Origin of the sequence: Streptomyces sp. NPDC056222, assembly GCF_042264065.1 — a bacterium.
In the GTDB taxonomy this organism is placed as follows: Bacteria; Actinomycetota; Actinomycetes; order Streptomycetales; family Streptomycetaceae; genus Streptomyces.
On the sequence record NZ_JBHJTL010000113.1, the window covers coordinates 1 to 25,211 of the forward strand.

The following is a 25,211-nucleotide window of genomic DNA, read 5'->3' on the forward strand; positions in this document are numbered from 1 at the left end:
GGCACGGTGCGCCCGGGGGACCCGACGTCGTTCGGATCATCGTGCTACGGAGGCGCCGCCTCCGGCTAGTACACGCTGACGCCGTAGGCGCTCAGCGCCTCGGTGACCGGCTGGAAGAAGGTCGTACCGCCCGAGGAGCAGTTGCCGCTGCCGCCGGACGTGAGACCGATGGCGCGGCTGCCCGAGTAGAGCGGACCACCGGAGTCGCCGGGCTCGGCGCACACGTTGGTGCGGATCATGCCGTACACGATGTCGCCGCCGCCGTAGTTCACCGTGGCGTTGAGGCCGGTCACCGAACCGCTGTGGGTGCCGGTGGTGGAGCCGCGACGCGTCACGGACATGCCGACGGTGGCGTTGGCCGCGCTGGTGATGTCGACGCTGCCGACCGTGCCGGACTTGGTGACGGAGCTGTTGGTGTACCGGACGATGCCGTAGTCGTTGGTCGGGAAGCTGGATCCCGAGGTGGAGCCGAGCACGGTGGTGCGACCGGAGTTGGAGTACCAGGTGCCCGCACCGTCGGTGCAGTGTCCGGCGGTGAGGAAGTAGTAGTTGCCCGCGCTGTCACGGACGTTGAAGCCGAGGGAGCAGCGCCAGCTGCTGGCGTAGATCGCGTCGCCGCCGGAGATCAGCTTGTTGAACTTTCCGGGGGTGCGCTCGACACGGATCGCGCCGGCGTTGGCGCCCGCCTGACGCTTGATCTTGGCGATCTCCGCCTGCGACACGGTGGAGTCGGCGGTCACGACCAGCGTGTTGGTGGCCTGGTCCACGTGCCAGGCGGTACCGGCCACGTCGGCGGCGAGCACGGCGTCGCCCGCGGCGGCGAGCTGCGTCGCGCCGAAGGTCTGTGCGGTGTCGGCGTTCGCGGCGGGGACGGCGACCGCGACCGCGGCGGCGAGGCCGGTGGCGACGGCGAGCAGTCGGACGGTTCTCGTGGGGGTGGTGCGCTTGATCCTCACTTCGCGTTCCTCCAGAGGGGAATCGGGGGCCCGACGTGGGGTGTCGGGCCCGTGAGGCGCGGCCCGGGGCCGGCGCTGTGGGGGAGTCTCCGGCCGCCCGTACCACTGCCGCAAGGGCGCCTTTCGGCCGTACCGTACGACGCTCAACTACCGCCCGGTGCGGGGCATTTGCACAGGGACCGGTCAGCCCTCGACCAGCCGTCGCTCCCCGGCCGGCACCGCGGTGTCCAGGGTGTTCCCCGGTGGCGGGAAGGGGCAGATGAAGTGGTCCGCGAACGCGCACGGCGGCAGCAGAGCCCGGTTGAAGTCGACCGTCACCGTGCCGTCCGCCGCCGGCGCGGGGGGACGCAGGAAGCGGAACCGGTAGCTGTCCCTGCCGCTGGTGAGGTCCGCGAAGACCGCCCAGAGCGTGCCGTCGTCCTCCACCGCGACCTGGAGCGTGTGCTCGACGCCATGGAGTTCGAAGGCGAGCTCGCCGGCGAGGCCGAGCCCGCGCTCCTTTCCGTCGGCGTTCTCCACCCGGACGCTGCGGGACCGCTCGTAGGCGCGGAAGGCGCCGGGCACCACCCAGCGCTCGTCGTACGGAGACGCCTCGATGCCCCGGAAGGTGCGGCGCGCCTGCGACTCGGGGTCGAAGTCCCGTACGGCCCACAGTCCTTCGCGGCGCAGCACGACAAGACGCCGACCGGCGGACTCGGCCCGGGACTCGTGGATCGGGGCGTGGTCCGCGGTGAGCCGGACGCTGCCGATCAGGGGCTTGCCGTCGACGGTGATCGCGTCCTCGGCGTCCGCCGTCAGGACCACCTCGTCCCCGCCGTCGTGCCAGCGCCCGGGAACGGCCGGAATTCGCCCCTCCGGGTAGTCGGAGAGCCAGTACGTACCGGTGAGGGAAAGCGGGCCGTACGACGAGGCGACCGCCGCCGTGCGCTGTTCGTGCCAGTGCTGCCAGTCCTGCTGTGCGCCCTGTCGGGGATCCGTGCTCATGGTGTTCAACCTTTCCACAGGGCGTCGGCTCCTGGTGCGTGGCCGGCCGTGCGGGTCGTCGGGTGGGGCTGGTCAGAGGACTTTGGAGAGGAAGGCGCGGGTGCGCTCGTGGCGGGGGTTGTCGAGCACCTCGGCGGGCGGGCCCTGCTCGACGATCCGGCCCTCGTCCATGAAGACGACGGTGTCGGCGACCTCGCGGGCGAAGCCGATCTCGTGCGTGACGACGATCATCGTGGTGCCGGAGGCGGCGAGGTCCTTGATGACGTCGAGGACCTCGCCGACCAGCTCGGGGTCGAGTGCGGAGGTCGGCTCGTCGAAGAGCAGCAGCTTCGGTTCGAGGGCGAGCGCGCGGGCGATGGCGACCCGTTGCTGCTGGCCGCCGGAGAGCTGTCCGGGGTACGCCTCCGCCTTGTCGGCGAGCCCGACCCGGTCGAGGAGCTTCTCGGCGGCGGCGACGGCGTCCTTGCGTGGGCGTTTCAGGGCCGAGACGGGTGCCTCGACGATGTTCTCGACCACCGTGAGGTGCGGGAAGAGATGGAAGTTCTGGAAGACGAAGCCGATTCTGGTGCGCTGCTTGAGGATCTCTCGTTCACGCAGTTCGTGGAGCCTGTTCCCGGAGCGGCGGTAGCCGACGAGGGTGCCGTCGACGCTGATCCGGCCGCTGTCGACCTTCTCCAGGTGGTTGATGGTCCGCAGCAGGGTGGACTTGCCGGAGCCGGACGGGCCGAGGACGACGGCGACCTCCCCGGCCCGGACGTCGAGGTCGATGCCCCGGAGCACGTCGAGCGCGCCGAAGGACTTGTGGACGGACCGGACTTCGACCATGGAGCTCATCGGGCGCTCCCCTTCGGGTAGTGGTGTTCGACGGAGTGGGGGACGGACCCCGGTGGCGCGCGTGGTGGGCTCAGGCGCTCAGCGGGGCACGGCAGGAGAGGTCGCGCAGGAGCGCCAGCGCGGTCCGCGCCGTCGCGTCGTTCTGGCGGAAGGCGGCACCGCCGGTGCGTGGACGGGTGAAGGCGCCGCCGGCCCGGGAGGTGGTGTGCGGGCCGAGCGCGAAACGTCGCGGGTGAGGGCGCCCGCCGCGCTCCAGGATCCGCCCGTCGGCGGGGTCGACGGCGAGCAGCCCGGCCGCGGTGGCCCGGGCGCCGTCCTCGTGGAGGGCGCGGAGCAGCGGGCTGCCGGTGTGTTCCACGGTCGGGTCGGGGAGCCGGGCCTCGACCAGGGCGCGGGCGTCGGTCCACTCCCCCGGCACGCTCATGGAGTGGGCGCGGAAGACCCCGCGTTGCTCGTCGGCCACCACGGTCGTCCCGGCGCCGAGGAAGCGGACGATCCCGGCGCGGGAGAGCGCGAGCAGCTGGTGGAGCCGGGGGCCGGGCGGTCCGGAGGCGAGGAAGCTGAAGAAGCCGTGCCACCAGTCGCGCGGGTCGCCGGTGTCGCCGAGCCGGACGAGCTGCCCGTAGACCGAGAGCAGCGCGGTGAAGACCGCCAGGTCCGGGCTGTGTTCGGGGTCGTGGCGCCGGGCCAGGTCGTCGGCGACATGGCGGCGCAGCCCCTCCTGGAGGGCCTCGGGCGAGGCGAAGCGCACCCCGTCCAGGGGGTGGTCGAGGGCGTCCAGGTCGAGCCGGTCGGCGGGGTCGGGCACGGCGGCGGCGACGAGGGCGTCCAGCTCGGCCCCGCCGGGAGCCGCGGCCGCGTACTTCTCCTCGAAGTCGGTCCAGGCGGCGGTGGTCCGCTCGGGGTGGGCTGCGAAGAGCCGGTGGTAGTGGGCCCAGCCGAGCTCCTTGTCGACGAGGGGCCGGACGTCGCGGCGGAAGTCGAGCCGCCCGGGCCGTCTCAGCAGCTCGTCGACCTGGACGGGGCCGAAGAACCGGGGCAACGGGGGCCGTTCGCCCTCCAGCGCGTACCCGATCTTGGAGTGGTACGGCACCCCGCGCCGGGATCCGACGTACAGGACCGGCTCACGCCCGGACGGTACGTACTCCAGTCGCTCGGCCCGCTTCTCGTAGCGCCCGCCTCGGCCCTCGGTGAGCAGCACCATCAGGTCGACGAAAGCGAGACCGAAGCCGCGCACGAGCACCGGTTCACCGGCGGGCAGCGCGGACAGGTCGGTGTCGGCGGTGAAACCGGGCGGGAGGTGGAGCAGCCCGTGGCGCTTGGCGAAGTCGGCCGACCGGCGCTGCTCGTCGTCGGGTTCGGCGTCGAGATGGCCGAGGGTGAGCACGACGAGGTCGGCGAGGAGCGGCACGGAACGGTCCTCCAGCCAGACCCGCTGACGCCCCTCCCGCGGGCCGCCGACCCGGACCGCGCGGGTGCGGTGCTCGTGGACGGTGACCGAGGCGGGCAGCGCGGCGCGGGCCTCCTCGTACACCCAGCGCAGATAGGCGCCCTGCTGGGGGCGGCTGGGGAACGTGCGGCCGTCGAGTCCGGCCCACTCGGCGAGGGTGGGTCCCGGCCGCACCGGGCCGTCGATGTCCACCGTCTCGTCGGTGAACATGGTGACGTCCTCGGCCTGCGAGTTCATCCAGAGCAGCGGTGACTGCCCGGTGCGCCAGATGCGTCCGCCGCCGGCCGGGTGCGGGTCGACGAGATGGACGTCCAGGGGCCGGTCCCCGTACAGCTCCGGCAGGTTGGCGGCGAGGCGTTCCAGGAAGCCGGTCCCCCGCGGGCCGGCGCCCACGATCACGACGGACGGGTTCCGCGTCATCGTGCACCGGCCGTGCCGCGGGCGTAGTACCGCTCGACGTAGTGCTGTCCGACGCTGAGGACCGAGGTGACGAGGACGTACCAGATCGTGGCGACCAGGAGGAGCGGCACGACCTGGTAGGTGCGGTGGTAGACGAGCTGCACGGAGTGGAGCAGGTCCTGGACGGCGATGACGGAGACGATGGAGGTGCCTTTGAGCGTGCCGATCAGCATGTTCCCGGCGGGCGGCACGATCGAGCGCATGGCCTGCGGGAGCACGATCCGGGTGAGCCGACGCCACCGCCCGAGGCCGAGGGACTGGGCGGCCTCGATCTGGCCGCGGTCGACGGACAGGATGCCGCCGCGCACCACCTCGGCGGCGTACGCGGCCTCGTGCAGGGTGAGTCCGATGATGGCGACCGCGACGGGGCCGAGGAGGTTGACGGTGTCGACGCCGAGGATCGTCGGGTAGAGCGCCCCGATGTTGAACCAGAAGAGCAGCTGGACCAGGATCGGCGTGGAGCGGAAGAACCAGATGTAGCCCCAGGCGACCGCACGGAGCACGGGGTTGGCGGAGAGTCTGAAGACGGCGAGCAGGGTGCCGAGGGCGAAGCCGAGGACCATGACGAGGGCGGTCAGCCAGAGGGTGAGACCCAGTCCGCGCAGGACGGCGGTCGAGGTGAAGTACGCGCCGACGACGTCCCACTGGAAGGCTCTGTTGCGGACGACCGAGACGACTCCGAGCGCGAGGAGCGCCAGAACGACGGCGGCCGCGGCCCATTGGCCGGTCCGGCGGGCGGGGACGATACGGAGGGGGGCGGCCGGCGGGGCCGCGGAAGGGTTCTTGGTGAGGGTCGCGGACATGCGAAGGCTCCGTGGATTCCAGAGACGGATCGAACACGGGTGTGCGCCTTCACGCGCGGCGAGCACGGATCCGAGCCCCTCAGCTCGATCCGCCCCTTGAGGCTACGGCGGTGGAGCGCTGCCTTGTCAAGGCGGTCCGAGGGATGAGCCGTACGTCTCAACGTGGTTGACGGGCAATCGGATACCTGTTCCACTTGGGCCATGCATTCGCAGCAGTGGCTGGTCACGCGCTCCCACATCGACTTCGGTCGCGTGTGGTCCTCTTCCTGTTGAGCCGACCCCCTGCGTATCGCCTGCCCGCACTCTTCCGCGCGGCGCCTTCACCTGTGTAGCCGAGCTCGACTCCCCTCGCTCCGCCCTGCCCTGTCCTCCTCCTGAGGGACACGTATGACCTCCACGCCCAGCCGTGGATCCGCGCTGTCCGTGCGCCGGACCACGGTCGACGACCCTTTGGCGCGCCCGCTTCTCGACGAGCTGGCGCACGAATACCTCACCCGCTACGGCTCCGACGCCGACCTGCGGCGCTACCCGCCCGAGGAGTTCGCCCCTCCGCAGGGCGCGTTCCTGCTGCTCCTGGAGCACGGTCGGCCCGTCGCCGGTGGCGCGTACCGCCGTCACGACCCGCACACCGTCGAGCTGAAGAGGATCTGGACGCACTCCGCGCACCGCCGCCGCGGTCTCGCGCGAAGGGTGCTGACCGTCCTCGAACGGGAGGCCGCCCACCGCGGCTACTCCCGCGTGTACCTCACCACCGGCCCGCGTCAGCCCGAGGCCAAGGGCCTCTATCTGGCCGCCGGTTACCGCCCGCTCTTCGATCCGTCCGCGGATCCGGAGTCGATCGGCCCGCTGCCGTTCGAGAAACACCTGGAGACACCGAAGCCATGAGCCTCACCAGTACACAGCGCCACACGGTCGCCTTCGCCCTGATCACCGCGGCCGCGCTCACCCTCACGGCCTGCGGCTCGGACGACGCGACGACCGCGCAGGCCGGTGCGGCGGGTGCGAAGAAGGGCGCGGTGCCGACGGCCGACGTGGTCTCGACGATCGCGAAGGACGAGGCGGCGGCGAAGCTGCTGCCCGCGGACGTACGGCAACGGGGCACGATCTCCGTCGCCTCCTCGACCGGCACCCTGCCCGGCGCGGCCTACCTCCCGGACGGGAGGACCCTGGTCGGCGGGGACGTCGACATCACCGACGCGGTGGCGAAGGTGCTCGGGCTCCGGGTGAAGCGCGAGGTGGTGAGCTGGGAGGCGATCCTGCCGGCCCTCGGCAGCGGGAAGTACGACGTCGGCACGGGGAACTTCGGGGTGACGGAGGAGCGGCGCAGGACGATCGACTTCGTGACCTACATCAACGACGGGCAGGGGTTCGCGGTCCGCGCGGACAGCCCGCTGAAGGAGGTCACCGACCTGACGCAGCTGTGCGGTCTGAACGTGGCGACGGGCGGCGGTACGACGTTCGAGGCGACGCTGGAGAAGAACCGGCCGCGGTGCGCGGCGGCCGGAAAGAAGCCGTACGACGTCCAGGTCTTCAGCGACCTGGGTGCCCAGTGGATGTCGCTCCAGCAGGGCCGTAGCGATGTGTTGATGAGCACCGTCAACGGGCTGCGGTACGCGGTGACCCAGCAGGAGAACGTGACGTTCCTCAACGAGTACCGCCGCCTGGACGTCGGCTTCGCCTTCAAGAAGGGCACCGCGCTGGCCCCGGCGTTCCAGGCGGCGGTGAACAAGCTGAAGGCGGACGGCACGTACGACCGGATCCTGAAGAAGTGGAGCCTGACGGACTCGGCGATCGCCGAGTCCCGGATCTCCCCGCCGGAGATCCCGGCGCCGACGAAGTGACGGTACGTGCCGGGGCTCCACGCGCCCCGGCACGTACCGGCGGTCTCCGACGGTCCGTCAGCAGCCGTCGCAGGGGCAGCAGCAGTCGCAGGCGTTGCCGTCACAGTTGCAGTCGCAGTCCCGGCAGCAGCCCTCGCGCTTCTTGCGCGACCAGGGACCCTCGTACTCCTTCGCGCAGCAGATCTGGCAGGTGCAGAACAGCCAGGTGAAGGCGGCGCAGCCACCCAGGAAGGAGCGCGGCTTGGGCTTCGGGGGCTCACCACCGCCGAACTGCGGCGGCAGCCCACCGGGACCGCCGGGGCCGCCGGGGCCACCAGGACCGCCGAATCCCCCGCCGTACGGGCCGCCCTCGTAGGGGTTGCCCCCACCGCCGTAAGGGTTCCCACCTCCCCCGTACGGGCTGCCGCCGGCGTACGGATTTCCGGGCACGGGGCCCTGCCCCGGTCCCGGCGTCCCGTGCGCGCAGGTCGTCGTGCCGAAGGCGCGGTCCACCGAGTTGCGGAGCTCGTGCGCGAGCAGAACGTGCGCCAGCTTCCCGTTCACGAACTCCGCGTCCCGCAGCGCCAGCCGGATTCCGTGCAGCGCGTCGTCCGCCAGTCGACGCGCCTCCTCCAGCGACGTGCCGGTCGCGGTGAGCGGATTCCAGGCACCCGACACGGCGTCGGCCTCACGGTCCTCCACGGCGTCCAGCAGGTGCGCGAGCCGCCCGAAGAGCCGGCCCGCCTCGGCCAGCGGCTCCACGTTCTCGGGCCGGCCCGCCAGGAGCGCGGTGTGGGCGAAGGCCGCGGCCGTCGCCGTCTCGGTCGGCTCGGTCACGACGAGAAGCGGTGTGCCGGGCCCTGCGAGCGTCTCGATCCCGGTCTGCCGGTCGACGGCGTCCACCAGGACCGCCGTGTCGAAGCCGAGCTCGCGTCCGGTACGCGCGCCCGCCCGGTCCCAGGATCTGGCGACCCGGCGGGCCGCCGCGGCGACCGGTCTGCGGGCCAACAGCCCGTCCCGGTCGGCGACGTGGTCCCGCACCTTCGCCGAGGCGAGGACGAGCGAGACCGCCGCGGCGAGCCGCGCGCCCTCGCCCTGGGCGACCGGCGCGCTCTTCATCTGGCGCAGTGGACACGGTCCCGCGGTGCGCCGTCCGCCGGGTACCGCGCCGGTCTGAGCCTCCGTCAGCACGGAGACGATGAGGCCGTCGTAGTTGGTGACCACCCGGGCGAACTGCCCGTGGTCGGCCCGAAGTGCCAGGCAGAGGCCACAGAGATGGGCCATCCACTCGGTCTTCAGGCCGTCCGTGAGCCGATGCGTGCAGGGCCTGACGATTCCGAACAAGAGACTCCCCCGTGAGTCGTGCGCGTGTGCTTCAGCGCTCCGCGGACATCGTATCGAGCCCGCTCGTTCACCCGTACGCTCCGGCCGTCACCCTTCTGGCCCGACTTTCATATTTTAAGTTGCACACCCCTCCGGAACCTCCGTCAGGCCCCGTATACCGCAAGATTCCTGACGATTCGCCAGAAACCAGACCTCACGTTCTGCACCAGTACCGTCACGAAACACGCGCGCGCCGACTATCCACTTGGCGCGCAATCCGCATCATGGACGACGATAGGGATTGCGGAACCACAAGTGACCGCGCTGAAAGGAGGCGTCCATGGGATCGGTGCGCAAGGCGAGTGCCTGGCTGGGACTCGTCGAGGACAGCGACGAGCGTTACTACGACGACGAGTACGCCGAGGGTGCCGAGAGCGGCGACGCCTGGGTGACGGACCCGCGGGTCCGGGTGGCGTCCGACTCGGCGCAGGAGCAGGGCCGCCGGATCGCCACCGTCTCCCCGGACGGGTTCCGGGACGCCCGGGGCATCGGCGAGCTCTTCCGGGACGGCGTCCCGGTCATCGTGAACCTCACGGCCATGGAACCCTCGGACGCCAAGCGTGTGGTGGACTTCGCCGCCGGTCTCGCCTTCGGTCTGCGTGGATCGATCGAGCGGGTGGCGACGCGGGTCTTCCTGCTGACCCCCGCCGACACCCAGATCATCAGCGGGGACCCCGCGGGCCGTGCGCAGGACGGTTTCTTCAACCAGAGCTGAGCCGGCGAGCACCTCCCGGCGGCAGCGCTGGGGTGGGGGCACCTCCCAGCGGCAGCGCTGGGGTGGGGGCACCTCCCAGCGGCAGCGCTGGGGGAGCTCGCCGTGCACCGGAACGGACGGCGACGGGGCGTCTCAGCGCGCCGTGCGTCCGGAGCGGGCCGGTTCGACCGGCTCGCGGGTGGCAGGCACCCGTACCTCCTCGGGAGCCGGGGTCGCCGGGCTCTTGGGGTCCACCAGGCCTCCCGCCGGGTCCACCAGATCCTCCGGATCCACCGGGCACTCCATCACCCGCGGCAGCCGCAGCGCCATCAGCGCGCCGAGGAGCAGCAGGCCCGCGCTGACGAACAGCGTCACGTGCAGTCCGTCCACGAAGGCGTGCCGGGCCGCGTGGTAGAGCGCCGTACCGGCCGCGCCGCCCAGCTGGTCGGCCACCTGATAGGCCTCTCCCAGCGAGTTCGCGGCGGCCCGGCTCGCCTCGTCCGGAACACCGGGGACGGCGGAGAGGCCGGGGGCGTACGCCGCGTTCATCACGCTGCCGAGCAGTGCGATGCCCATGCCCGCGCCGAGCTGGTACGAGGTCTCGCCGATGGCCGCCGCGCCGCCCGCGCTCTCCGGCGGGGCCTCACTGAGCATCGACTCGTAGGCGGAGAAGAGCGTCGTCTGGAGTCCGAAGCCGAGCAGCACGAAGCCGCAGGTGAGCAGGAGCGGCCGGTCGTTCTGGCCCATGAGCACCAGGAGCAGGACGGCGGCGGCGGTGAGTACGAAGCCCCAGCCGACCATGCGGCGCGGGCCGATGCGGCGCAGGGTGTACGAGCCGGTGGCGCCGGCCGCCATGGCGGCGAAGGTGAGCGGCAGCAGCCGGAGCCCGGTCTCGAGCGGGCTGAGTCCGAGGACCAGCTGGAGGTACTGGACCGCGATCAGCTCCAGGCCGACCAGGGCCAGCATGGCGAGCACGATGCAGCCGACGGAGGTGGTGAACGCGGCCCGGGAGAAGAGCCGCATGTCGATCAGCGGGTGGGCCCGCCGCCGCTGCCTGCGGACGAAGAGAATCAGCAGGGCCGCCCCGATGAGCAGCGGTCCGGCGGTCGGGTAGACGAGGAGGTCCTCGCCGGCTCCGATCCGCTTCACGCCGAGGACCATGCCGAGCACGCCCGCCGCGGCCATCAGCGCGCCGAGGACGTCCCAGGGTCCGTCGTCGCGGCCCTTGGACTCGGGGAGCAGCCAGCGGCCGAGCGGCAGGATCAGCGCCATCAGCGGGATGTTGATCAGGAAGACCGAGCCCCACCAGTAGTGCTCGACCAGGAAGCCGCCGAGCACGGGCCCGGTGGCGGCGCCGACGGCGGCGACCGCCGTCCAGATGCCGATGGCGGTGGCCCGCTCACGCCGGTCGGGGAAGACCGCCCGGAGGATCGAGAGGGTGGCCGGCATGATCATCGCGCCGCCGACGCCGAGCAGGGCGCGGGCGCCGATCAGGATCTCGGGTTCGGTGGCGAGGGCGGCGACCGCGGAGGCGACGCCGAACAGCGCGTACCCGAGGAGCAGCACCCGCCGCCGTCCCACTCGGTCGCCGAGCGTGCCGAAGAGGATCAGCAGCGAGGCACAGATGAGGGGATAGGCGTCGACGATCCACAGCAGGGCGGTGGAGCTGGGGCGCAGATCCTCGGTGAGGGAGGGGACGGCGACATGGAGCACGGTCGCGTCCAGTGCGACCAGCAGCAGGCTGACGCAGAGGACGACGAGGACGACCCAGCGGTTGGCGCCGCCGCCGGCGGCGCGGAGCCGTGCTCCGGCCGTGATCGTCCGCTGCATGTACGTACCTCCCAATGGATCCCTCGCGCTCGGTGGGCACCGGCCGGGGCGCGGGCCTCGGGGCGGCCCGGCATCGACGGGCGAGTGAGCCGTCAGCGTACGCGAGTTCAGGGCCCGAGCGCGTGGTGCACCTCTCACCGCGGCGGGACGCGGACTGTGGCGTACGCCACTCCATCCGCACCGCGCGCGGCATGGAATTCCATGCGTACAGACGTTTGAAGCATTTCCGTGGTGTACAAACAGACTTCCGGAAAGTCGCCCGGCGGCAATAGGGCGGAAGGTCATCGGATTCTCAGACGTACGCCAGGAATAAGCACCGGTCTGAGACCTACTCCACATCACATCGTCATCACGAAGACACCGGATCGACCAAGGTCGCTACTCACTCCCTGTAACGTCGATTGGGTGCGAACCGACATCTTTGCCCGGCTGGACCGGGAGCCGGAACCGCCGAAGATAGAGGTCCCGGGGATGACCCGCACGCGTCTCGCCCTCTTCGGCGGGACGCTGGCGTTCTATCTCGCCATCGTCGTGGCCGTGCTCCTGTCGACCTGGCTGGTGACCCTCGACTGGAAGATCATGCTCTTCCGGCCGTACCAGCAGTGGCCGGAGATCCACGGCTTCCTCGACTACTACGTCGTCCTCGGCCAGCGCGGTCCCACCGCCGTGATGGTGGCGGCCTGGCTGGGCTGGCGCTCCTGGCGTCAGCACACGCTGCGCCCGCTGCTGTCGCTCGGCGCGGCACTGCTCCTGCTGAACGTGACGGTCGGCGCGGTCAAGATCGGACTCGGCCGTCTCGGCCCCCACTACGCGACGCAGGTCGGCTCCGCCGAGCTCTTCGCGGGCGGCGATATATTTCCGTCCGGACACACCGCCAACGCGGTCGTGACCTGGGGAATCCTGGCCTATCTGGCGACCACTCCGCGAGCCCGGCGCTATCTGTCGGCCCTCTCGGCCGTGGTCGCGCTGGGTGTCGGCCTCACCACGGTCTACATCGGTACGCACTGGCTGAGCGATGTGCTGCTCGGCTGGGCCGCCGGCCTCCTCATCCTGCTGGCCCTGCCGTGGTGCGAGCCGCCGATCGCCCGGGCCGAGGCAATGATCCTGAGCCTGCGCGACCGCCTGCGCGAGCAGCTGCGGGCCCGCCGCCGGCTGGTGCCTTCGCTGCCCGTCGCGACCGGTGGACCGCGCCCCGCGATGTACCCGCAGCGTCCGGCGGGGACCGAGGAGCCGGTCCGGGAGATCATCGGTGTCAGGAGCGGGCGGTCCGCCGCGCGCGGCGAGGGGCGACTGGCTCCGCCGCTCACCACCCCCCGCGGGCACTCCACGCACACCACGCACTCCAGCCATGCCGTGCGCTCCGAGCGGACACCGGTCACCCCGGCCGGCAGCCGCCGCCCGCCGCACTCGCGGCCGCTCACCGGCGGCTGACCGCCCGTCACGACAGCACGCGGAAGGGCCCCGGCTTCACGGCCGGGGCCCTTACGCGTACGGGCGTCGTCCTCGATCGGGCATCGCCCTCTTCCAGGCTCCTACCCGAGCCAGCAGCGGGTGACGGTGCCCTCCGTCACCTCGAAGTTGATGCGCCCCTCCAGGTACTCCATGGTGATGATCGAGCCGGGCGGCAGGGACCGCACCACGCTCCAGCCCTGGTCCCTGGCGAGCTCTTCGGCCCGCTCCCGGGCCAGCCCCACATAGTCGTCCTGCGGTACGGGAGAGGTCTGCTTCGGTGTCATGCAACTCACGTTAGTCCCTTACCGGTCACGCTTGTGTCACAGCTTCTCGACATATGTTTGACACGAGCGCGGTCACCCGAGAGGGCGCTTTCCGGCCGAATATCCGGCAATTGCAAGCCCCCTCACGCAGGCCGCAGAAGGCTCTTCGGAATTCCTTCCCACCCGTCTCCCAGGGGAATTGGGAGGGCCGAGGACCGCCGTCCGGTATTCACCAATTCCCCGCACGATGCGCACACGTTCGGCCGATCGGAGCAGCGCCGTCGGCCCGCCTCCCCAGCTCCTGGACCAGCGGCGCGCATCATGTCCGGACGATCGGAGCACCGGAGGCATCGATGGGCATCGACACCGCGCACGCGGCCGTCGAATCACCTCGGGAACGGCATGGGCGGGTCCTGATCGACTGGCTCACCACGACCGACCACAAGAAGATCGGCCACCTCTATCTGGTGACCTCGTTCGTCTTCTTCCTGGCCGCCGGGCTCATGGCGATGCTGATGCGGGCCGAGCTGGCCCGCCCCGGGCAGCAGCTGATCGACAACCAGCAGTTCAACCAGGCGTTCACCCTGCACGGCACGATCATGCTGCTGCTCTTCGCGACGCCGACCTTCGCCGGCTTCGCCAACGAGCTGGTGCCGCTCCAGATCGGCGCCCCGGACGTGGCCTTCCCGCGGCTGAACATGTTCTCGTACTGGCTGTTCCTCTTCGGCGGCCTGATGGTGATCGGTTCCCTGCTCGTGCCGAGCGGACCCGCCGCCTTCGGCTGGACCGCCTACGCCCCCCTCAACAGCCTGGAACGCTCCCCCGGCATCGGCCCCGACCTGTGGATCATGGGACTCGCGCTCTCCGGCTTCGGCACGATCCTGACCTCGGTGAACTTCCTGGCGACGATCGTCGGGATGCGCGCGCCGGGCATGACCATGTTCCGGATGCCGATCTTCACCTGGAACATCCTCTTCACCACGATCCTGGTGCTGATGGCGTTCCCGGTGCTCGCCGCGGCGCTGCTCGTCCTGGAGTCGGACCGGCGGTTCGGCTCGCTGGTCTTCCAGCCGGAGAACGGCGGGGCGCTGCTGTGGCAGCACCTCTTCTGGTTCTTCGGCCACCCCGAGGTCTACATCATCGCCCTGCCGTTCTTCGGCATCATCAGCGAGATCATCCCGGTCTTCGCCCGCAAGCCGATCTTCGGCTACGCCACCCTGATCGGCGCCACGATGGCGATCACCGGTCTCTCGGTGGTGGTGTGGGCGCACCACATGTTCGCCACGGGTGCGGTGCTGCTGCCGTTCTTCTCGCTGCTGTCGTTCCTCATCGCCGTGCCGACCGGTGTGAAGTTCTTCAACTGGGCGGGCACGATGCTCAAGGGCTCGCTCTCCTTCGAGACCCCGATGCTGTGGTCGGTCGGTTTCCTGGTCTCGTTCCTCTTCGGCGGGCTGACCGGCGTCATCCTCGCCTCGCCGCCGATGGACTTCGCCGTCACCGACTCGTACTTCGTCGTGGCCCACTTCCACTACACGGTCTTCGGCACGGTCGTTTTCGCGATGTTCGCCGGCTTCTACTTCTGGTGGCCCAAGTTCACCGGCAAGCTGCTCGACGAACGGCTGGGCAAGGTCCACTTCTGGACGCTCTTCGTGGGCTTCCACACCACGTTCCTCGTGCAGCACTGGCTCGGCGCGGAGGGCATGCCGCGGCGGTACGCCGACTATCTGGACGCCGACGGCTTCACGGCGCTGAACACGGTCTCCTCCATCGGCGCGTTCCTGCTCGGCGCCTCCACGCTGCCGTTCCTGTACAACGTCTGGCGCACGGCCCTGTACGGGGAGAAGGTCGAGGCGGACGACCCGTGGGGGTTCGGGCGCTCGCTGGAGTGGGCGACGTCGTGCCCGCCGCCCCGCCACAACTTCGACGCCGTTCCGCGGATCCGCTCCGAGTCGCCGGCGTTCGATCTGCACCACCCGGAGTTCGTGGCCCTGGAGCGTGCCCGGATCAGCGCTCCGAGTGCTCCGAGCGCTCCAGGGCGCGAGAAAGCCGGTCCCTGACGCTGCGGATCCAGTCGTCCAGCTCGCGCGGCTCGACGACCTCGAACTCGAGGCCCAGCATCATCACGTGGATCACGAGGTACTCCAGGCTTCCCGCGCCCGTTCGCAGCAGGGAGGAGCTGTCCCCGTCCGCCACCAGGACGCCGTCCATGGGCCCGACGACCTGGGCGGCCTCGGCGAGCGGGACATGCAGCCGGATCGTCGCCCCGGCGGCGTAGGCCGCCGTCGAGACGCCCTCCGAGACATAGGCGGCCAGGTCCTCGGCGGGCGGCTCACAGGGCGGGAAGCGGGGGCCGTGCGGCGGCTTCGGCTCGATCCGGTCGGCCCGGAACGTACGCCAGTCGGCGCGGTCGAGGTCCCAAGCGACCAGGTACCAGCGGCGTTCGGTGCACACGAGGCGGTGCGGCTCGACCGTACGGCGGGTGGCCGTGCCGCCGTGGTCGCGGTACTCGAAACGGAGCCGCTCGCTGTCCCGGCAGGCGTTCGCGAGCTCGGTGAGGACGGCGGGGTCGACCTGCGCCTGCGGGGCGCGGAGCATCGGCACGGTGAAGGCGTTGAGCGTGCTCACCCGGCGCCGCAGCCGGCCCGGCAGCACCTGCTCCAGTTTGGCCAGGGCGCGTACGGAGGTCTCGCCGATGCCCTCGATTCCCTGGCCGGCAGCCGTGCGCAGCCCGACCGCCACGGCGACGGCTTCGTCGTCGTCGAGCAGCAGCGGCGGCAGTTCGGCACCGGCGCCGAGCTGGTACCCGCCACCGGTACCGGGGCTGGCGTTGACCGGATAGCCGAGCTCGCGCAGCCGGTCGACGTCCCGTCGCACGGTCCGCGGGGTGACCCCGAGCCGCTCGGCGAGGTCGGCCCCGGACCACTCGCGGTGGGCCTGCAGCAGCGAGAGCAGACGCAGCAGTCGTGCGGAGGTCTCCAACATGGGCCCGAGTCTGCCAGCAGTCGAGGACAGCTACGGTCCTCGACTGCCGAGCCCCGGCGCTCGTACGGCACGAAGGCCGGGCCGCCTCGGAAGCCCGGCCGACCCGTCCCGCGCGACGGCCGGGACGCACGTCGCCCGCCGGCGGGCCGACCCGAGGCCGAGGGGCGCCGGGACGACCGGCGACCCGACGGCCGCGCCGACCCGGACCAGACCGCACAGCGCCCGGACAGCCGGGCCGAACGGCGATCCGACAGCCGGGCCCACCGGGGACCAGACCGAACGGCGCCCGGACAGCCGGGCGAAACGGCGCCCCGACAGCCAGGTCCACCGGGGACCAAAAACGAACGGCGACCCGACAGCCCGGCGGACCCGGAACCAAGCCGCACGTCGCCCGGACAGCCGGGCCGAACGGGGACCCTGCCAGGCCCCGAGGCGCCCGGTGCCCGGCGCCCGCTCAGCGGAAGCGGCGGACCAGGACTCCGGTCCGGCGCTTCAGCTCGTACACCGCGTCGATCGCGCCGCCGACGGCCCGGTGGACGGCCTCTCCCAGACCACCGTGCGTGCGGCGGCTCGCGCCGCGGGTCGCGAGCGCGGACCAGATCTCCTCGTGGCGGGCGGCGATGCGCACCGGGTCGAAGCGTTCGGACGCCGTCAGCGCGGCGCGCGCTGTCTTGGCGCGCAGTTCGTCGTCCTCGATGAGGTCGAGCAGAGCCCGGGCGATCCCGGCCACGTCGTCGACGGGCACCAGGCGGCCGTCGACCCCGTCCTCGATGATCTCGCGGGGGCCGTGGCAGTCGGTGGAGACGACCGGGAGTCCGCACCGCATCGCCTCGACGATGGTCATGCCGAAGGACTCGCGCAGCGAGGTGACGGCGGCGATCGAGCCCTTCGCCCACTCCTGCTCCATCGGGTTGGCCCAGCCCATGAGGAAGACGTGCTCCTCGAGACCGCGGTCCTTGATGCGCCGCGCGAGCGTGGCCCTCATGTCGTCGACGGCGTCCCCGGTGCCGTAGATCCGCAGCTTCCAGTCCGGCCGGGCCGCCGTCACCTCGGCGAACGCGTCGATCAGCACGTCGTACCGCTTCACCCGGGTCAGCCGGCCCGCCGCAACGACGACCTTCGCGGCGGGGTCGGCGGGTGCCACGCTCGGCGCGGGCACGCTGTTGGGCACCGCGTCGATCCGGACGCCCGGCAGCTTCAGCCGGGACCGGTAGGCGCGGGCGTCGGCCTCGGTGACCGTCGTGACGGCGTCCAGGAGCGCGTACTGGTGGCGGATCTCGCGACGTAGCCGGAAGGTGTGCCCGGCAAGCACCAGATGCTCCTGGCCGACCAGGACCGGTCCGCGCCGGGCCTGTTTGGCGAGGTGGACGTTGAGTCCGGGGCGGGTGGCGACCAGCACGTCGGCCTCGACGCCCGCGAGATGCTCGCCGATGCGGGCGTCGGTGAGCGCGCTGTACTGCTTCCACCGGCCGTCGCCGCGAGGGAAGACCGTGGCGGGCCGGGCGAAGTCCGGGTGCTCTCCGTCGTAACCGGGGCTGTCCTTCCGCAGGTCCACGAGGTGACGCAGAGTCACTCCGGCGGGCAGGCCCAGGATCGGCTCGTCTCGGTGCCGGAAGACGGACACGATCTCCACCTCGTGACGCTCCGCCAGAACCTGGGCCAGGGTGAACGTCGTCCGGATGGTTCCGCCGATGTGGTAGGCGTTGTGGAGCAGAAAGGAGATGCGCATCGGGCTGCCGGTTCCCCCCGGTGAAGTGGTCGGACTGTGGCGACTGTACTGCCCGCCCGGCGCTCGCTTCACGGTCGGTAGCCGAGCTGGGGAACGGTGGCACAGTTCGTGGTCATCTCTCCCTGGCTGACCCAGCCCTGCCCGTCCTGCCAACGGGCCACGGACAGACAGGTGTGACGGGTCTTCGGCGGTTCGGCGAGCTTCTCGAAGCGGACCGGCAGCAGCAGTCCGCGGGCGGTGTACGGCTCCGGCCGATTGACGAACTCCTCGACGCAGGCGCGGGTGAGCCGGTCGCCGCAGGACAGCGCCGCGTCCGTGAACCACATGGCGGCCGCCCAGCCCTCCAGTTGCCACTGGGAGAGCGGCCGGTCCCCCATCGCCGCCCTGAACTCCCGTACCGCGGGATGCCCGGTGTCCTCGTAGTTGCGGCTGGCGCCGGTCACGAAGAGCGCCTCGCGGCAGGCGGGGGACGCGGCGTAGTCGCGGGGCACGGTCGAGGACCAGTTCTGCACGTTGGTCACCTTGGCGGTGACACGGACGTCCAGCGCCTGCATCGCCTCGCAGAGCTGGGCGTTGCCGTGCGTGTCCATCGCGTCGAAGACGAGGTCGGCGCCCTGCGCCTTCAGATCCGCGGCCACGGCGCGGAAGTTGGGCAGGGCGAAGTCCACCTGTTCGTCGACGACTTTGTAACCCTCGGCCCGCAGGCCGTCGGAGATCAGCCGGGCGTACGCCGTCGAGGCGGCCTGGTTGTAGGCGACGACCGCGGCGGTACGGGCACCGTGCTCGCGCTTGAAGAAGCGGTAGACCTCGGTCCCGCCGTACAGCACCCCGTCCCAGCCGGGTGCCTTTCCGGTGCGCGGGGCGAGGCTGCCGTAGATCCCGTACAGATGCGGATAGGTGTCGTACGCCGGGGTGAGCGGCTGGCCCCCGATGTCGGGGACGCCGGCCTTCGCCACGAGCGGGGCTCCGGCGTAGTCGAGCGCGGTGGTGGCGACCAGGGCGAAGACCTTCCGCTCGTCGAGCAGCTTGTGCACGCACTCGTTGTTGCCGACACCGCTGCCGCCGTCGTCGCAGGTGACGACCTCGACGCGGCGTCCGTTCAGACCCCCGCGGGCGTTGAGGGCGTCGAACCAGGCACGGGCTCCGTCGCGCGTGCCGGTGAACGCGTCGCCGCCGACGGGGCTGGTGGCGCTGGTGATGACGCCGACCCGGAGCGGCTCACCGCCGGAGGGGAAGGTGGCGGTGGGCCGCGTCTCGAACGCGCGCTCCGGAACCCGGCTGCCGCAGGCCGCGGTCAGGGCGAGCAGCCCGGCGAGGAGCAGCGCCGCAGCGGTCTCAGCAGCCCGGAACGGTCGCACCGCTGAGTTGCGCCAGACCGCAGAGGGTCTTCACGGACACCTTCCAGGTGTCGTCCTGGAAGACCGACGTGCCCTTGGAGTCGGGCACGGCCATGGAACCGGAGACCAGCAGGTCGTAGGTCACGTTCGCGTCGTCCGGCGAGGTGAACTCGATCGTCTTGACCTTCGCCGTGGCCTGCGACGCGGCGTCGTTGGTCATGAGCGCCTCGAGGGCGGGCTGCATCTGTTCGCCGTTCTCCAGCAGCTTCGCCCGCTCGGCCGCGGAGGTGTCCGGGTCGAAGAAGGCGGTCCAGTTCTCGGTGATCTCGGCCCTGGCCGCGGCCGGGTCGGCCGGCGCGGTCGCGGCGGGCTCCGGGGAGTCCGAGTAACCGCCTCCGTCGTCGCCGCAGGCCACGAGGGCCGGTCCGAGCACGAGAAGCGACGCGGCCGCCAGGGCCGCGAGACGAGAGCGAGGGCGAGTGGGTCCACCGTGTCGCTTGAGAACCATCTGGCTCACCACCGGGTGTCCGTCGAGGCCGGGTGGCCTGATGATTCCAGGGTGGGACGGTTCCGGGCATAGCGCAAAGGAAGAGGGCATTCGGGGGCAAGGCGGTCGGGGGGCCTGAAGCGAGGGAGGTCCCGTGCCGAGATCACGGGAACTGCTGTGGGTCGGCCTCGCGGCGGTCGCCGGGGGTGCGGTGCTCTGCGTCCTGGGGTGGTACGGAATCTCCGGCGAGCGCTTCGCCGAGCGCCAGCTGCCCTATCTCGCCTCGTGCACGGTTCCGGGGGCCGCGCTGATCGTGGCCGGGGCGGTCCTGATCGGGGCGGCGGGCCGGATTCCGGTGCGCGGGCCCGTGCCTTCTCCCGAGGCTCCGGAGGAGACGGCGCCGCCGTCGTCGGAGGAGCCGCCGGTACGGGTGCCGGGCGGGACGCTCGCGCACCGCCCCGACTGCCCGCTGGTGGCGGGCCGGGAGGACGCCGAACCGGCGGGGGACGCGGAGCTCGACCCCTGTCCGGTGTGTGAGCCGTGGCCTCGCTGACCTACGACCTCACGCTCGCCGGACTCGCGGTCGGCAGCGCCGCAGCCCTCACCGGCATCGGACTGATCGTCACGTACCGCGCCACCGGCGTGCTCAACCTGGCGCACGGCGCGATCGCCATGGTCTGCGCGTACGTCCTGCGGCAGTTGGTGGTCGAGTGGGGCTGGCCGCTGCCTCTCGGCGCGCTCCTGACCCTGCTCGTGGTCGCTCCCGGGATCGGCCTGGTCCTCGACCGGGCCGTCTTCCGGCCGCTGGCGCTTCTCGGCTCCAACCCGGCGCAGACCCTGGTGGCCTCCATCGGGGTCTTCGTCCTGCTGGTCGGCGGGGCGGCGCTGGTGTGGGGCGGCGGGGCACGCGCGGACGCGCCGGTGCTGCTGGGCGACGATCCGTGGGCCCAGCTCGCGGCGGTGGTCCTGCTGGCCGGGGCGGTGGGGGCGGTGACGCGGTGGACCCGGTTCGGGCGGGAGCTGCGGGCGGTGGTCGACAACCGGCCGCTGGCGATGCTGGGCGGGATCGACGCGGACCGGGTGTCGGCGGCGGGCTGGGCGTTCGGCTCGTTCACCGCCGGGCTGACGGGGGTGCTGCTCGCCCCGTACGTACGGCTCGACCCGTACGGGATGCCGCTCCTGGTCATCGAGGTGATCGCGGTCGCGGTGGTGGCGCGGATGCGGAGCCTGCCGGTCGCGATCGTGACCGCGCTCGCGCTGGGCGTCGCGCAGGCACAGCTGACCCGCTTCCATCCGGAGGGCTGGGCGGGCCCGCTGGTGCAGGCCGTGGGGGCGAACCTGTTCGTCCTTGCGCTGCTGGTGGCCGCGCTGGTCCTGCCGGGGGTCGGCGGGCGGGGTCAGGACGCGCTGCCGCCGCCGGCCGTCGCGCCCCGCACTCCGCCGGGGGTGTGGCTGACGGTCGCCGTGCTCTTCCTGCTGCCGCTGGGCTTCGCCGGCACGGACCTGCACACCGCGGTCCAGGTGCCGGCGCTGGCGATCGTGCTGCTGTCGCTGGTGGTGGTGACGGGCCGGGGCGGGCAGATCGCCCTGGGGCAGGCGGCATACGCGGGTCTGGGCGCCCTGTTCACGGCGCTCCTCGCGGCCGGGGGGCTGCCGGAGCTGGTGGCGCTCGGGCTTGCGGTGCTGCTCGTGGCACCGCTGGGCCTGGTCACCGGGTGGCCGGCGATCCGACGGCACGGCCTGGCCCTGGCGCTCGCGACGCTGGCGGTCGGGGTGGCGGTGAGCCGGTTCGTCTTCGCGCAGCCGTACGCGACCGCCGGCCTGGAGCTCGGCCGCCCGGCGGGCTTCTCGGACGACCGCGGCTACTACGCCCTGGAACTCGTGGTCCTGAGCGGCTGTCTGCTCCTGGTCGCCGCGCTGCGCCGGGGCCGCACGGGCCGCGCGCTCGCCGCGCTGCGCGACCACGAGCCGGGCGCGGAGGCGGCCGGGGTACGGGTGAGCCTTCTCAAGCTCCTGGCCTTCGTCCTGGGCGCGGCCCTGGCGGCCCTCGGCGGCGGCTTGCTGGGCATGGGCCTGCGCGCCTTCGACCCGGAGGCCTACGACCCGGTCCGCGGCCTGCTCTGGTTCGCCGCGATCATCGTCCTGGGCGCCGACAGCCTTCTCTCCCCCCTGGCCGCGGCGGCCCTCCTGGTAGCCCTGGACGCCGGCACGAGGGGCGGCGTGGCCGCGGCCACGGTGGGCATCCTGGCGGCGCTGGTGGGGCGCGTACCCCCACTGACGTCCTGGCTCCCGTCCCGGCGAGCACCAGCGGCCGGCGACGGCGCCGTGCCACCCACAGCTGGACCTGCAGGTGGTGCGGAGAGGCATCCCAAGCCGGGCGGAGCGCGGCCGCACCCCCACCGCCCCGCACCCGGCCCGCGCCCCCTCCGGCCCGTACCGGCCCCCGCCCGCCTCGCCGCCCACCGCCTCACCCTCACCTACCCCGGCGGCCTCACCGCCCTCACCGACGTCACCCTCGCCCTCGCCCCCGGCCGCGTCACCGCCCTCGTCGGCCCCAACGGCGCCGGCAAGAGCACTCTCTTCGACTGTCTCGCCGGCACCCTGCGCCCCACCGGCGGCCGCGTCACCCTCGACGGCACCGACATCACCGCCCGCCCCGCCCACGCCCGCACCCGGCTCGGTGTCGCCCGCTCGTTCCAGCAGCTCGCCGTGTTCCCCTCGCTCACCGTCGAGGAGAACGTCCGCCTCGGCGCCGAGCAGGGCCACGTCCGTTCCCCCGCCACCACCGAACAGGCCCTCCGCCTCCTCGGCCTCGCCGGAGCCGTCCGACACCGACCCGCCGCCGACCTCCCCACCGGGACCCTGCGCCGGGTCGAGCTGGCCCGCGCGCTCGCCGGCGGCCCGCACACCCTCCTCCTGGACGAGCCCTCCGCCGGTCTGGACGCGGCCGAGACCGACGCCCTCGCCCGGGTCCTCGCCGCCCTCGCCGCCGACGGCCTCACCCTCCTCGTCGTCGAGCACGACCCGGACCTCGTCGCCGGCATCGCCGACACGGTGCACACCATGGAGGGAGGCCGGATCGTGTCATGAGCGTCGAGATCGCCCTGCGCGCCGCCCGCGTCCGCTACGGCCCCCTGGAGGCCCTGCACGGTCTCGACCTGCCCGTCCCCGCCGCCACCGTCACCGTCCTCGTCGGCCGCAACGGCTCCGGCCGTACGACCGCCCTGCGCGCCCTCGCCGGCACCGTACCCCTGGCCTCCGGCCGGGTCCTCTGGCGCGGCGCGGACGTGACCCGCCTGCACACCCACGACCGAGCCCGGCGCGGCCTGTGCTTCGTACCGGATCTCCGGGCGGTGTACGCGACGCTCACCGTCGCCGAGAACCTGGAGCTGACCCCCGGGGACCCCGATCGGGCCCTGGAGGCGTACCCCGAACTCGCCCCCCTCCTCTCCCGCCGCGCCGGCACCCTCTCCGGCGGCGAGCGCCGGATGCTCGCCCTCTCCCGGGCCCTGCTGACCCCCGCCCGCGTGGTCCTGGTCGACGAGCCGTCCCTCGGCATGTCCCCCGCGGTCTCCTCCCGGACGTACGCGCTCCTCACCGCCCTCGCGGGGGCGGGCGGCGCCGCCGTGGTCCTCGCCGAGCAGCGCCCCCCGCCCGGGCTGCCGCCCGGCACGCTGCTCCACGAACTGCGACGCGGTTCCCTCGCGTTCAGCGGGGAGGCGGCGGAGTTCACCTTCGGACGGTGAGGGGCGCGATGCGCAGCATCGTCCCGATCACGAGCCGGTTCGGGTCGGACCCGATCAGGCTCCGGTTCGCCGCGTACAGCGCCTCCCAGCCGCCCGCGATCGCGAACCGCTGGGCGATCGTGTTCAGCGTGTCGCCCGCCTGGACCGTGTGGAACCGCCCGCTCAGCCCGTACCGCGTCGAGCAGACCGGCCAGGCCTCCCAGCCCTGGGTGCGCAGGAGCTCCTCCGCGACGGTGATCTGCTGCTGACGGGTCGCCAGGTCGGCGTGCGCGGCGAAGCGCAGGCCGCCGTGCTCGATCCAGGTCGGCTGCCAGAACTGGAGTCCGCCGTAGTAGCCGTTGCCGGTGTCGAGGTTCCACCGGCCGCCGCTCTCGCACTCGGCGACGCATCCCCACGGCCACTGGTCCTCGGCGCAGGCGGGGGCGGTGGCGGCGGGCAGGTGCGGTACCTGTGCCTGGGCCGGCGCCGGGACGAGGGCCATCAGCGCGGCGAGGGACGCTCCGGCCGCCCACAATCTGATCTTCGACATCGCGGCAGGCTAGGCAGCGCAACCGCGCGCCGACGCCGTGCCGCGCGGGGCGGCCCGCATCCCCCACCCGGTCGGAGTCACACAAGTTGCCGGACCGGTACGCGTGACCCCGGCCGAGCCTTCCCCGTTGAACTCGTCATGAGACGAGCCGGGAACCGCCCGGCGTCGCACGCACCGAGTCCAGGGAGCCCCCCGTGCCGCGCATGCTCGACGTCAGCGAGGACGTACGCGCCGAGATCGGCGACGAAGAAGCGGACCGGCTGCTCGCCGGCGACAACGCCCCGGGCAGCTACGACTGCACCTCCTGCCGCACGCCGGGCGACTCCGAGCAGGAGCGCACGAGTACGGTGCTCTTCGTCGGCGAGGAGACCGCCGTTCTGGCGTTCGCCCACGCCAGCTGCATTCCGTCCCAGGTCGTCCAGGTCGCCGAGGAGCAGCTCCAGGGCGCCGTCCGCTCCATCGCCGCGACGGACGCGGCCGACGCGCTCGGCGCGGCCCACCCCGAGCAGGCCGTCCTCGGCGTCACCAGCGGTCTCGTGCTGATCGAGGGCGAGCTGCACCCGGCGCTGGTCGTCGAACCGACCGCGCCGGTCGCCCGCCCGGGCTCGGACGGTCTCAGCGACGAGTTCCTGCCCCTCCTCATCGAGCAGGGCTTCATGCCGATCTCCGACGTGAACCAGAAGCCGGGCGTGCTGCCCGGCTGGTCCGTGCTCGTCGCCATGGGCCAGCTGCACTCCGTGCTCCAGCCCGGCACGGGCGGCACCGGCCAGGCCGCCTGGTGGCAGGCGCACCAGCCGCTCCAGGTCACCGAGGGCTGGCGTGCGGCGGCCAACAAGTCGCACACGGTCCTGGTGTTCGCCGCCCCGGTCGGCTCGATCGGTCAGCAGCCGCGCGAGGACCTGCTCCGCGACGCCCTGGAGAAGGCGGCGGCCAACGGGCGGCTGGTGGCTGCCGCGATGCCGCTGGCCGGCACGTGAGGGAGCACGGGCGCACCGGCATAGGGACACCGGGGTACGGCCCCTGGGTCCCGGTCGTACCCCGCCCGCGGCGGCCGTCGGTTTCCGAGAGCCGCCCGCATCCGACGGACCACGAGGTCGTTGGCACGTATGTGCACACATACGACCCACTCCGCCCGCAGTTTCCGAGTCAGATCCCCTCCATGCGCCCGGCGCAGGACGTCACGTCGGGCCAGTCGGCCACACCGATCTACGACGCCCTGTACTCGGAGTACCGGCGGTCGTTCCGGGCTCTCCCGGGAGATCGCAGCGGCGAGGACGAACTGAGCTTCCGGTCGTTCGGTACGCCGGTGAGTTCGGGGCTCCACGGGCACGGGTCCGGGCACGGAAGCCGGTACGGAACGTATCCGTCGGCGTGGTCGGCCCAGCACCACACCCCGGCGGCGCTGCCACCGGGGCCCCGCAGGGGGCTGTAGCACGGAGCACGGTACGGCGGAGGGCCGGGGCACATCGCCCC

General features: G+C 72.3%; 23 protein-coding genes. 10 read left to right on the forward strand and 13 right to left on the reverse strand.

The annotated features are described in order from the left end of the window. Positions 1–65 precede the first annotated feature (65 nt). From ACFC0D_RS33640 to ACFC0D_RS33660, 5 genes are all read right to left on the reverse strand, one after another. Entirely contained in the window at positions 66–956 is an 891-nt protein-coding gene (locus ACFC0D_RS33640) for a S1 family peptidase (protein ID WP_376444406.1), read from the reverse strand. A 183-nt stretch (positions 957–1,139) separates the two neighbouring features. Continuing rightward, positions 1,140–1,940 (reverse strand): DUF1684 domain-containing protein, encoded by an 801-nt coding sequence (locus tag ACFC0D_RS33645; protein WP_376444409.1) that lies wholly within the window; start codon positions 1,938–1,940, stop codon positions 1,140–1,142. A 72-nt stretch (positions 1,941–2,012) separates the two neighbouring features. Next, on the reverse strand, positions 2,013–2,765 hold the full coding sequence (locus tag ACFC0D_RS33650) for an amino acid ABC transporter ATP-binding protein (RefSeq protein WP_376444466.1): 753 nt from the start codon (positions 2,763–2,765) through the stop codon (positions 2,013–2,015). 79 nt (positions 2,766–2,844) lie between these two features. Next, positions 2,845–4,644 carry an FAD/NAD(P)-binding protein gene (locus tag ACFC0D_RS33655; RefSeq protein ID WP_376444412.1) on the reverse strand — a complete coding sequence of 600 codons (1,800 nt, stop codon included), beginning with the start codon at positions 4,642–4,644 and terminating at the stop codon, positions 2,845–2,847. Next, positions 4,641–5,486 carry an amino acid ABC transporter permease gene (locus tag ACFC0D_RS33660; RefSeq protein WP_376444415.1) on the reverse strand — a complete coding sequence of 282 codons (846 nt, stop codon included), beginning with the start codon at positions 5,484–5,486 and terminating at the stop codon, positions 4,641–4,643. Before ACFC0D_RS33660 ends, ACFC0D_RS33655 begins: the two co-directional genes overlap by 4 nt. 387 nt (positions 5,487–5,873) lie before the next feature. Between ACFC0D_RS33660 and ACFC0D_RS33665 the strand changes: the two genes are divergently transcribed. Beyond that, the gene (locus tag ACFC0D_RS33665; protein ID WP_376444418.1) at positions 5,874–6,371 is read left to right on the forward strand and encodes a GNAT family N-acetyltransferase; all 498 of its coding nucleotides are present in this window, start codon (positions 5,874–5,876) and stop codon (positions 6,369–6,371) included. Next, a complete protein-coding gene (locus ACFC0D_RS33670; RefSeq protein ID WP_376444420.1) occupies positions 6,368–7,327 on the forward strand; it encodes an ABC transporter substrate-binding protein in 960 nt (319 codons plus the stop codon). Before ACFC0D_RS33665 ends, ACFC0D_RS33670 begins: the two co-directional genes overlap by 4 nt. A 57-nt stretch (positions 7,328–7,384) precedes the next feature. On the opposite strand, the gene ACFC0D_RS33675 is transcribed toward ACFC0D_RS33670, so the two are convergent. Beyond that, positions 7,385–8,650, reverse strand: a complete 1,266-nt coding sequence (locus ACFC0D_RS33675; protein ID WP_376444423.1) for a DUF5685 family protein — start codon at positions 8,648–8,650, stop codon at positions 7,385–7,387. Positions 8,651–8,969: 319 nt separating this feature from the next. Here ACFC0D_RS33675 and ACFC0D_RS33680 point away from each other — a divergent pair, with 319 nt between their 5' ends. Beyond that, positions 8,970–9,404, forward strand: a complete 435-nt coding sequence (locus tag ACFC0D_RS33680) for a cell division protein SepF (protein WP_376444425.1) — start codon at positions 8,970–8,972, stop codon at positions 9,402–9,404. A gap of 132 nt (positions 9,405–9,536) precedes the next feature. Here ACFC0D_RS33680 and ACFC0D_RS33685 read toward each other — a convergent pair whose 3' ends face one another. Continuing rightward, positions 9,537–11,213 (reverse strand): MFS transporter, encoded by a 1,677-nt coding sequence (locus tag ACFC0D_RS33685; RefSeq protein ID WP_376444428.1) that lies wholly within the window; start codon positions 11,211–11,213, stop codon positions 9,537–9,539. A gap of 405 nt (positions 11,214–11,618) precedes the next feature. Here ACFC0D_RS33685 and ACFC0D_RS33690 point away from each other — a divergent pair, with 405 nt between their 5' ends. Then, positions 11,619–12,644, forward strand: a complete 1,026-nt coding sequence (locus ACFC0D_RS33690; protein WP_376444430.1) for a phosphatase PAP2 family protein — start codon at positions 11,619–11,621, stop codon at positions 12,642–12,644. A gap of 101 nt (positions 12,645–12,745) precedes the next feature. Here the strand turns inward: ACFC0D_RS33690 and ACFC0D_RS33695 are convergent, their stop codons facing one another. After that, positions 12,746–12,949: a proteinase inhibitor I78 gene (locus ACFC0D_RS33695; protein ID WP_376444433.1), complete on the reverse strand. Its 204-nt coding sequence runs from the start codon at positions 12,947–12,949 to the stop codon at positions 12,746–12,748. 332 nt (positions 12,950–13,281) lie between these two features. Here ACFC0D_RS33695 and ctaD point away from each other — a divergent pair, with 332 nt between their 5' ends. Next, positions 13,282–14,985, forward strand: a complete 1,704-nt coding sequence (gene ctaD, locus ACFC0D_RS33700; protein ID WP_376444436.1) for a cytochrome c oxidase subunit I — start codon at positions 13,282–13,284, stop codon at positions 14,983–14,985. Here the strand turns inward: ctaD and ACFC0D_RS33705 are convergent. The 4 genes from ACFC0D_RS33705 to ACFC0D_RS33720 form a co-directional block, all read right to left on the reverse strand. Beyond that, complete coding sequence (locus tag ACFC0D_RS33705; protein ID WP_376444439.1) at positions 14,933–15,910, reverse strand: helix-turn-helix transcriptional regulator; 978 nt, start codon at positions 15,908–15,910, stop codon at positions 14,933–14,935. The genes ctaD and ACFC0D_RS33705 overlap by 53 nt on opposite strands. Before the next feature lie 454 nt (positions 15,911–16,364). Beyond that, positions 16,365–17,639 (reverse strand): glycosyltransferase family 4 protein, encoded by a 1,275-nt coding sequence (locus ACFC0D_RS33710; protein WP_376444442.1) that lies wholly within the window; start codon positions 17,637–17,639, stop codon positions 16,365–16,367. Between the two features lie 68 nt (positions 17,640–17,707). Beyond that, positions 17,708–18,997 carry an ABC transporter substrate-binding protein gene (locus tag ACFC0D_RS33715; protein WP_376444445.1) on the reverse strand — a complete coding sequence of 430 codons (1,290 nt, stop codon included), beginning with the start codon at positions 18,995–18,997 and terminating at the stop codon, positions 17,708–17,710. Beyond that, on the reverse strand, positions 18,975–19,409 hold the full coding sequence (locus ACFC0D_RS33720) for a hypothetical protein (protein WP_376444447.1): 435 nt from the start codon (positions 19,407–19,409) through the stop codon (positions 18,975–18,977). The genes ACFC0D_RS33715 and ACFC0D_RS33720 overlap by 23 nt, the downstream gene beginning before the upstream one ends. Before the next feature lie 208 nt (positions 19,410–19,617). Between ACFC0D_RS33720 and ACFC0D_RS33725 the strand changes: the two genes are divergently transcribed. The 3 genes from ACFC0D_RS33725 to ACFC0D_RS33735 are packed head-to-tail and all read left to right on the forward strand — an operon-like array spanning position 19,618 to position 23,209. Next, on the forward strand, positions 19,618–20,016 hold the full coding sequence (locus ACFC0D_RS33725; RefSeq protein WP_376444450.1) for a hypothetical protein: 399 nt from the start codon (positions 19,618–19,620) through the stop codon (positions 20,014–20,016). After that, entirely contained in the window at positions 20,004–22,553 is a 2,550-nt protein-coding gene (locus tag ACFC0D_RS33730; protein WP_376444454.1) for an ATP-binding cassette domain-containing protein, read from the forward strand. Before ACFC0D_RS33725 ends, ACFC0D_RS33730 begins: the two co-directional genes overlap by 13 nt. Then, positions 22,550–23,209 carry an ATP-binding cassette domain-containing protein gene (locus ACFC0D_RS33735; RefSeq protein WP_376444457.1) on the forward strand — a complete coding sequence of 220 codons (660 nt, stop codon included), beginning with the start codon at positions 22,550–22,552 and terminating at the stop codon, positions 23,207–23,209. Before ACFC0D_RS33730 ends, ACFC0D_RS33735 begins: the two co-directional genes overlap by 4 nt. Here the strand turns inward: ACFC0D_RS33735 and ACFC0D_RS33740 are convergent. Next, positions 23,193–23,738, reverse strand: a complete 546-nt coding sequence (locus ACFC0D_RS33740) for a transglycosylase family protein (protein WP_376444459.1) — start codon at positions 23,736–23,738, stop codon at positions 23,193–23,195. The two genes, ACFC0D_RS33735 and ACFC0D_RS33740, sit on opposite strands and share 17 nt — an antisense overlap. A 194-nt stretch (positions 23,739–23,932) precedes the next feature. Between ACFC0D_RS33740 and ACFC0D_RS33745 the strand changes: the two genes are divergently transcribed. Both ACFC0D_RS33745 and ACFC0D_RS33750 read left to right on the forward strand, forming a co-directional pair. Further along, positions 23,933–24,715, forward strand: coding sequence for a hypothetical protein (locus tag ACFC0D_RS33745; protein ID WP_362361124.1), 783 nt, complete (start codon positions 23,933–23,935; stop codon positions 24,713–24,715). Positions 24,716–24,846: 131 nt separating this feature from the next. Next, complete coding sequence (locus tag ACFC0D_RS33750; RefSeq protein WP_376444463.1) at positions 24,847–25,170, forward strand: hypothetical protein; 324 nt, start codon at positions 24,847–24,849, stop codon at positions 25,168–25,170. Positions 25,171–25,211: the final 41 nt, after the last annotated feature.

What these genes read in the sequence shown, in the direction of transcription:
- ACFC0D_RS33645 (WP_376444409.1), bottom strand. Translation starts at nt 1,940, where the DNA reads ATGAGCACGGATCCCCGACAGGGCGCACAGCAGGACTGGCAGCACTGG.
- ACFC0D_RS33650 (WP_376444466.1), bottom strand. Translation starts at nt 2,765, where the DNA reads ATGGTCGAAGTCCGGTCCGTCCACAAGTCCTTCGGCGCGCTCGACGTG.
- ACFC0D_RS33655 (WP_376444412.1), bottom strand. Translation starts at nt 4,644, where the DNA reads ATGACGCGGAACCCGTCCGTCGTGATCGTGGGCGCCGGCCCGCGGGGG.
- ACFC0D_RS33660 (WP_376444415.1), bottom strand. Translation starts at nt 5,486, where the DNA reads ATGTCCGCGACCCTCACCAAGAACCCTTCCGCGGCCCCGCCGGCCGCC.
- ACFC0D_RS33665 (WP_376444418.1), top strand. Translation starts at nt 5,874, where the DNA reads ATGACCTCCACGCCCAGCCGTGGATCCGCGCTGTCCGTGCGCCGGACC.
- ACFC0D_RS33670 (WP_376444420.1), top strand. Translation starts at nt 6,368, where the DNA reads ATGAGCCTCACCAGTACACAGCGCCACACGGTCGCCTTCGCCCTGATC.
- ACFC0D_RS33680 (WP_376444425.1), top strand. Translation starts at nt 8,970, where the DNA reads ATGGGATCGGTGCGCAAGGCGAGTGCCTGGCTGGGACTCGTCGAGGAC.
- ACFC0D_RS33685 (WP_376444428.1), bottom strand. Translation starts at nt 11,213, where the DNA reads ATGCAGCGGACGATCACGGCCGGAGCACGGCTCCGCGCCGCCGGCGGC.
- ACFC0D_RS33695 (WP_376444433.1), bottom strand. Translation starts at nt 12,949, where the DNA reads ATGACACCGAAGCAGACCTCTCCCGTACCGCAGGACGACTATGTGGGG.
- ctaD (WP_376444436.1), top strand. Translation starts at nt 13,282, where the DNA reads ATGGGCATCGACACCGCGCACGCGGCCGTCGAATCACCTCGGGAACGG.
- ACFC0D_RS33705 (WP_376444439.1), bottom strand. Translation starts at nt 15,910, where the DNA reads ATGTTGGAGACCTCCGCACGACTGCTGCGTCTGCTCTCGCTGCTGCAG.
- ACFC0D_RS33710 (WP_376444442.1), bottom strand. Translation starts at nt 17,639, where the DNA reads ATGCGCATCTCCTTTCTGCTCCACAACGCCTACCACATCGGCGGAACC.
- ACFC0D_RS33735 (WP_376444457.1), top strand. Translation starts at nt 22,550, where the DNA reads ATGAGCGTCGAGATCGCCCTGCGCGCCGCCCGCGTCCGCTACGGCCCC.
- ACFC0D_RS33740 (WP_376444459.1), bottom strand. Translation starts at nt 23,738, where the DNA reads ATGTCGAAGATCAGATTGTGGGCGGCCGGAGCGTCCCTCGCCGCGCTG.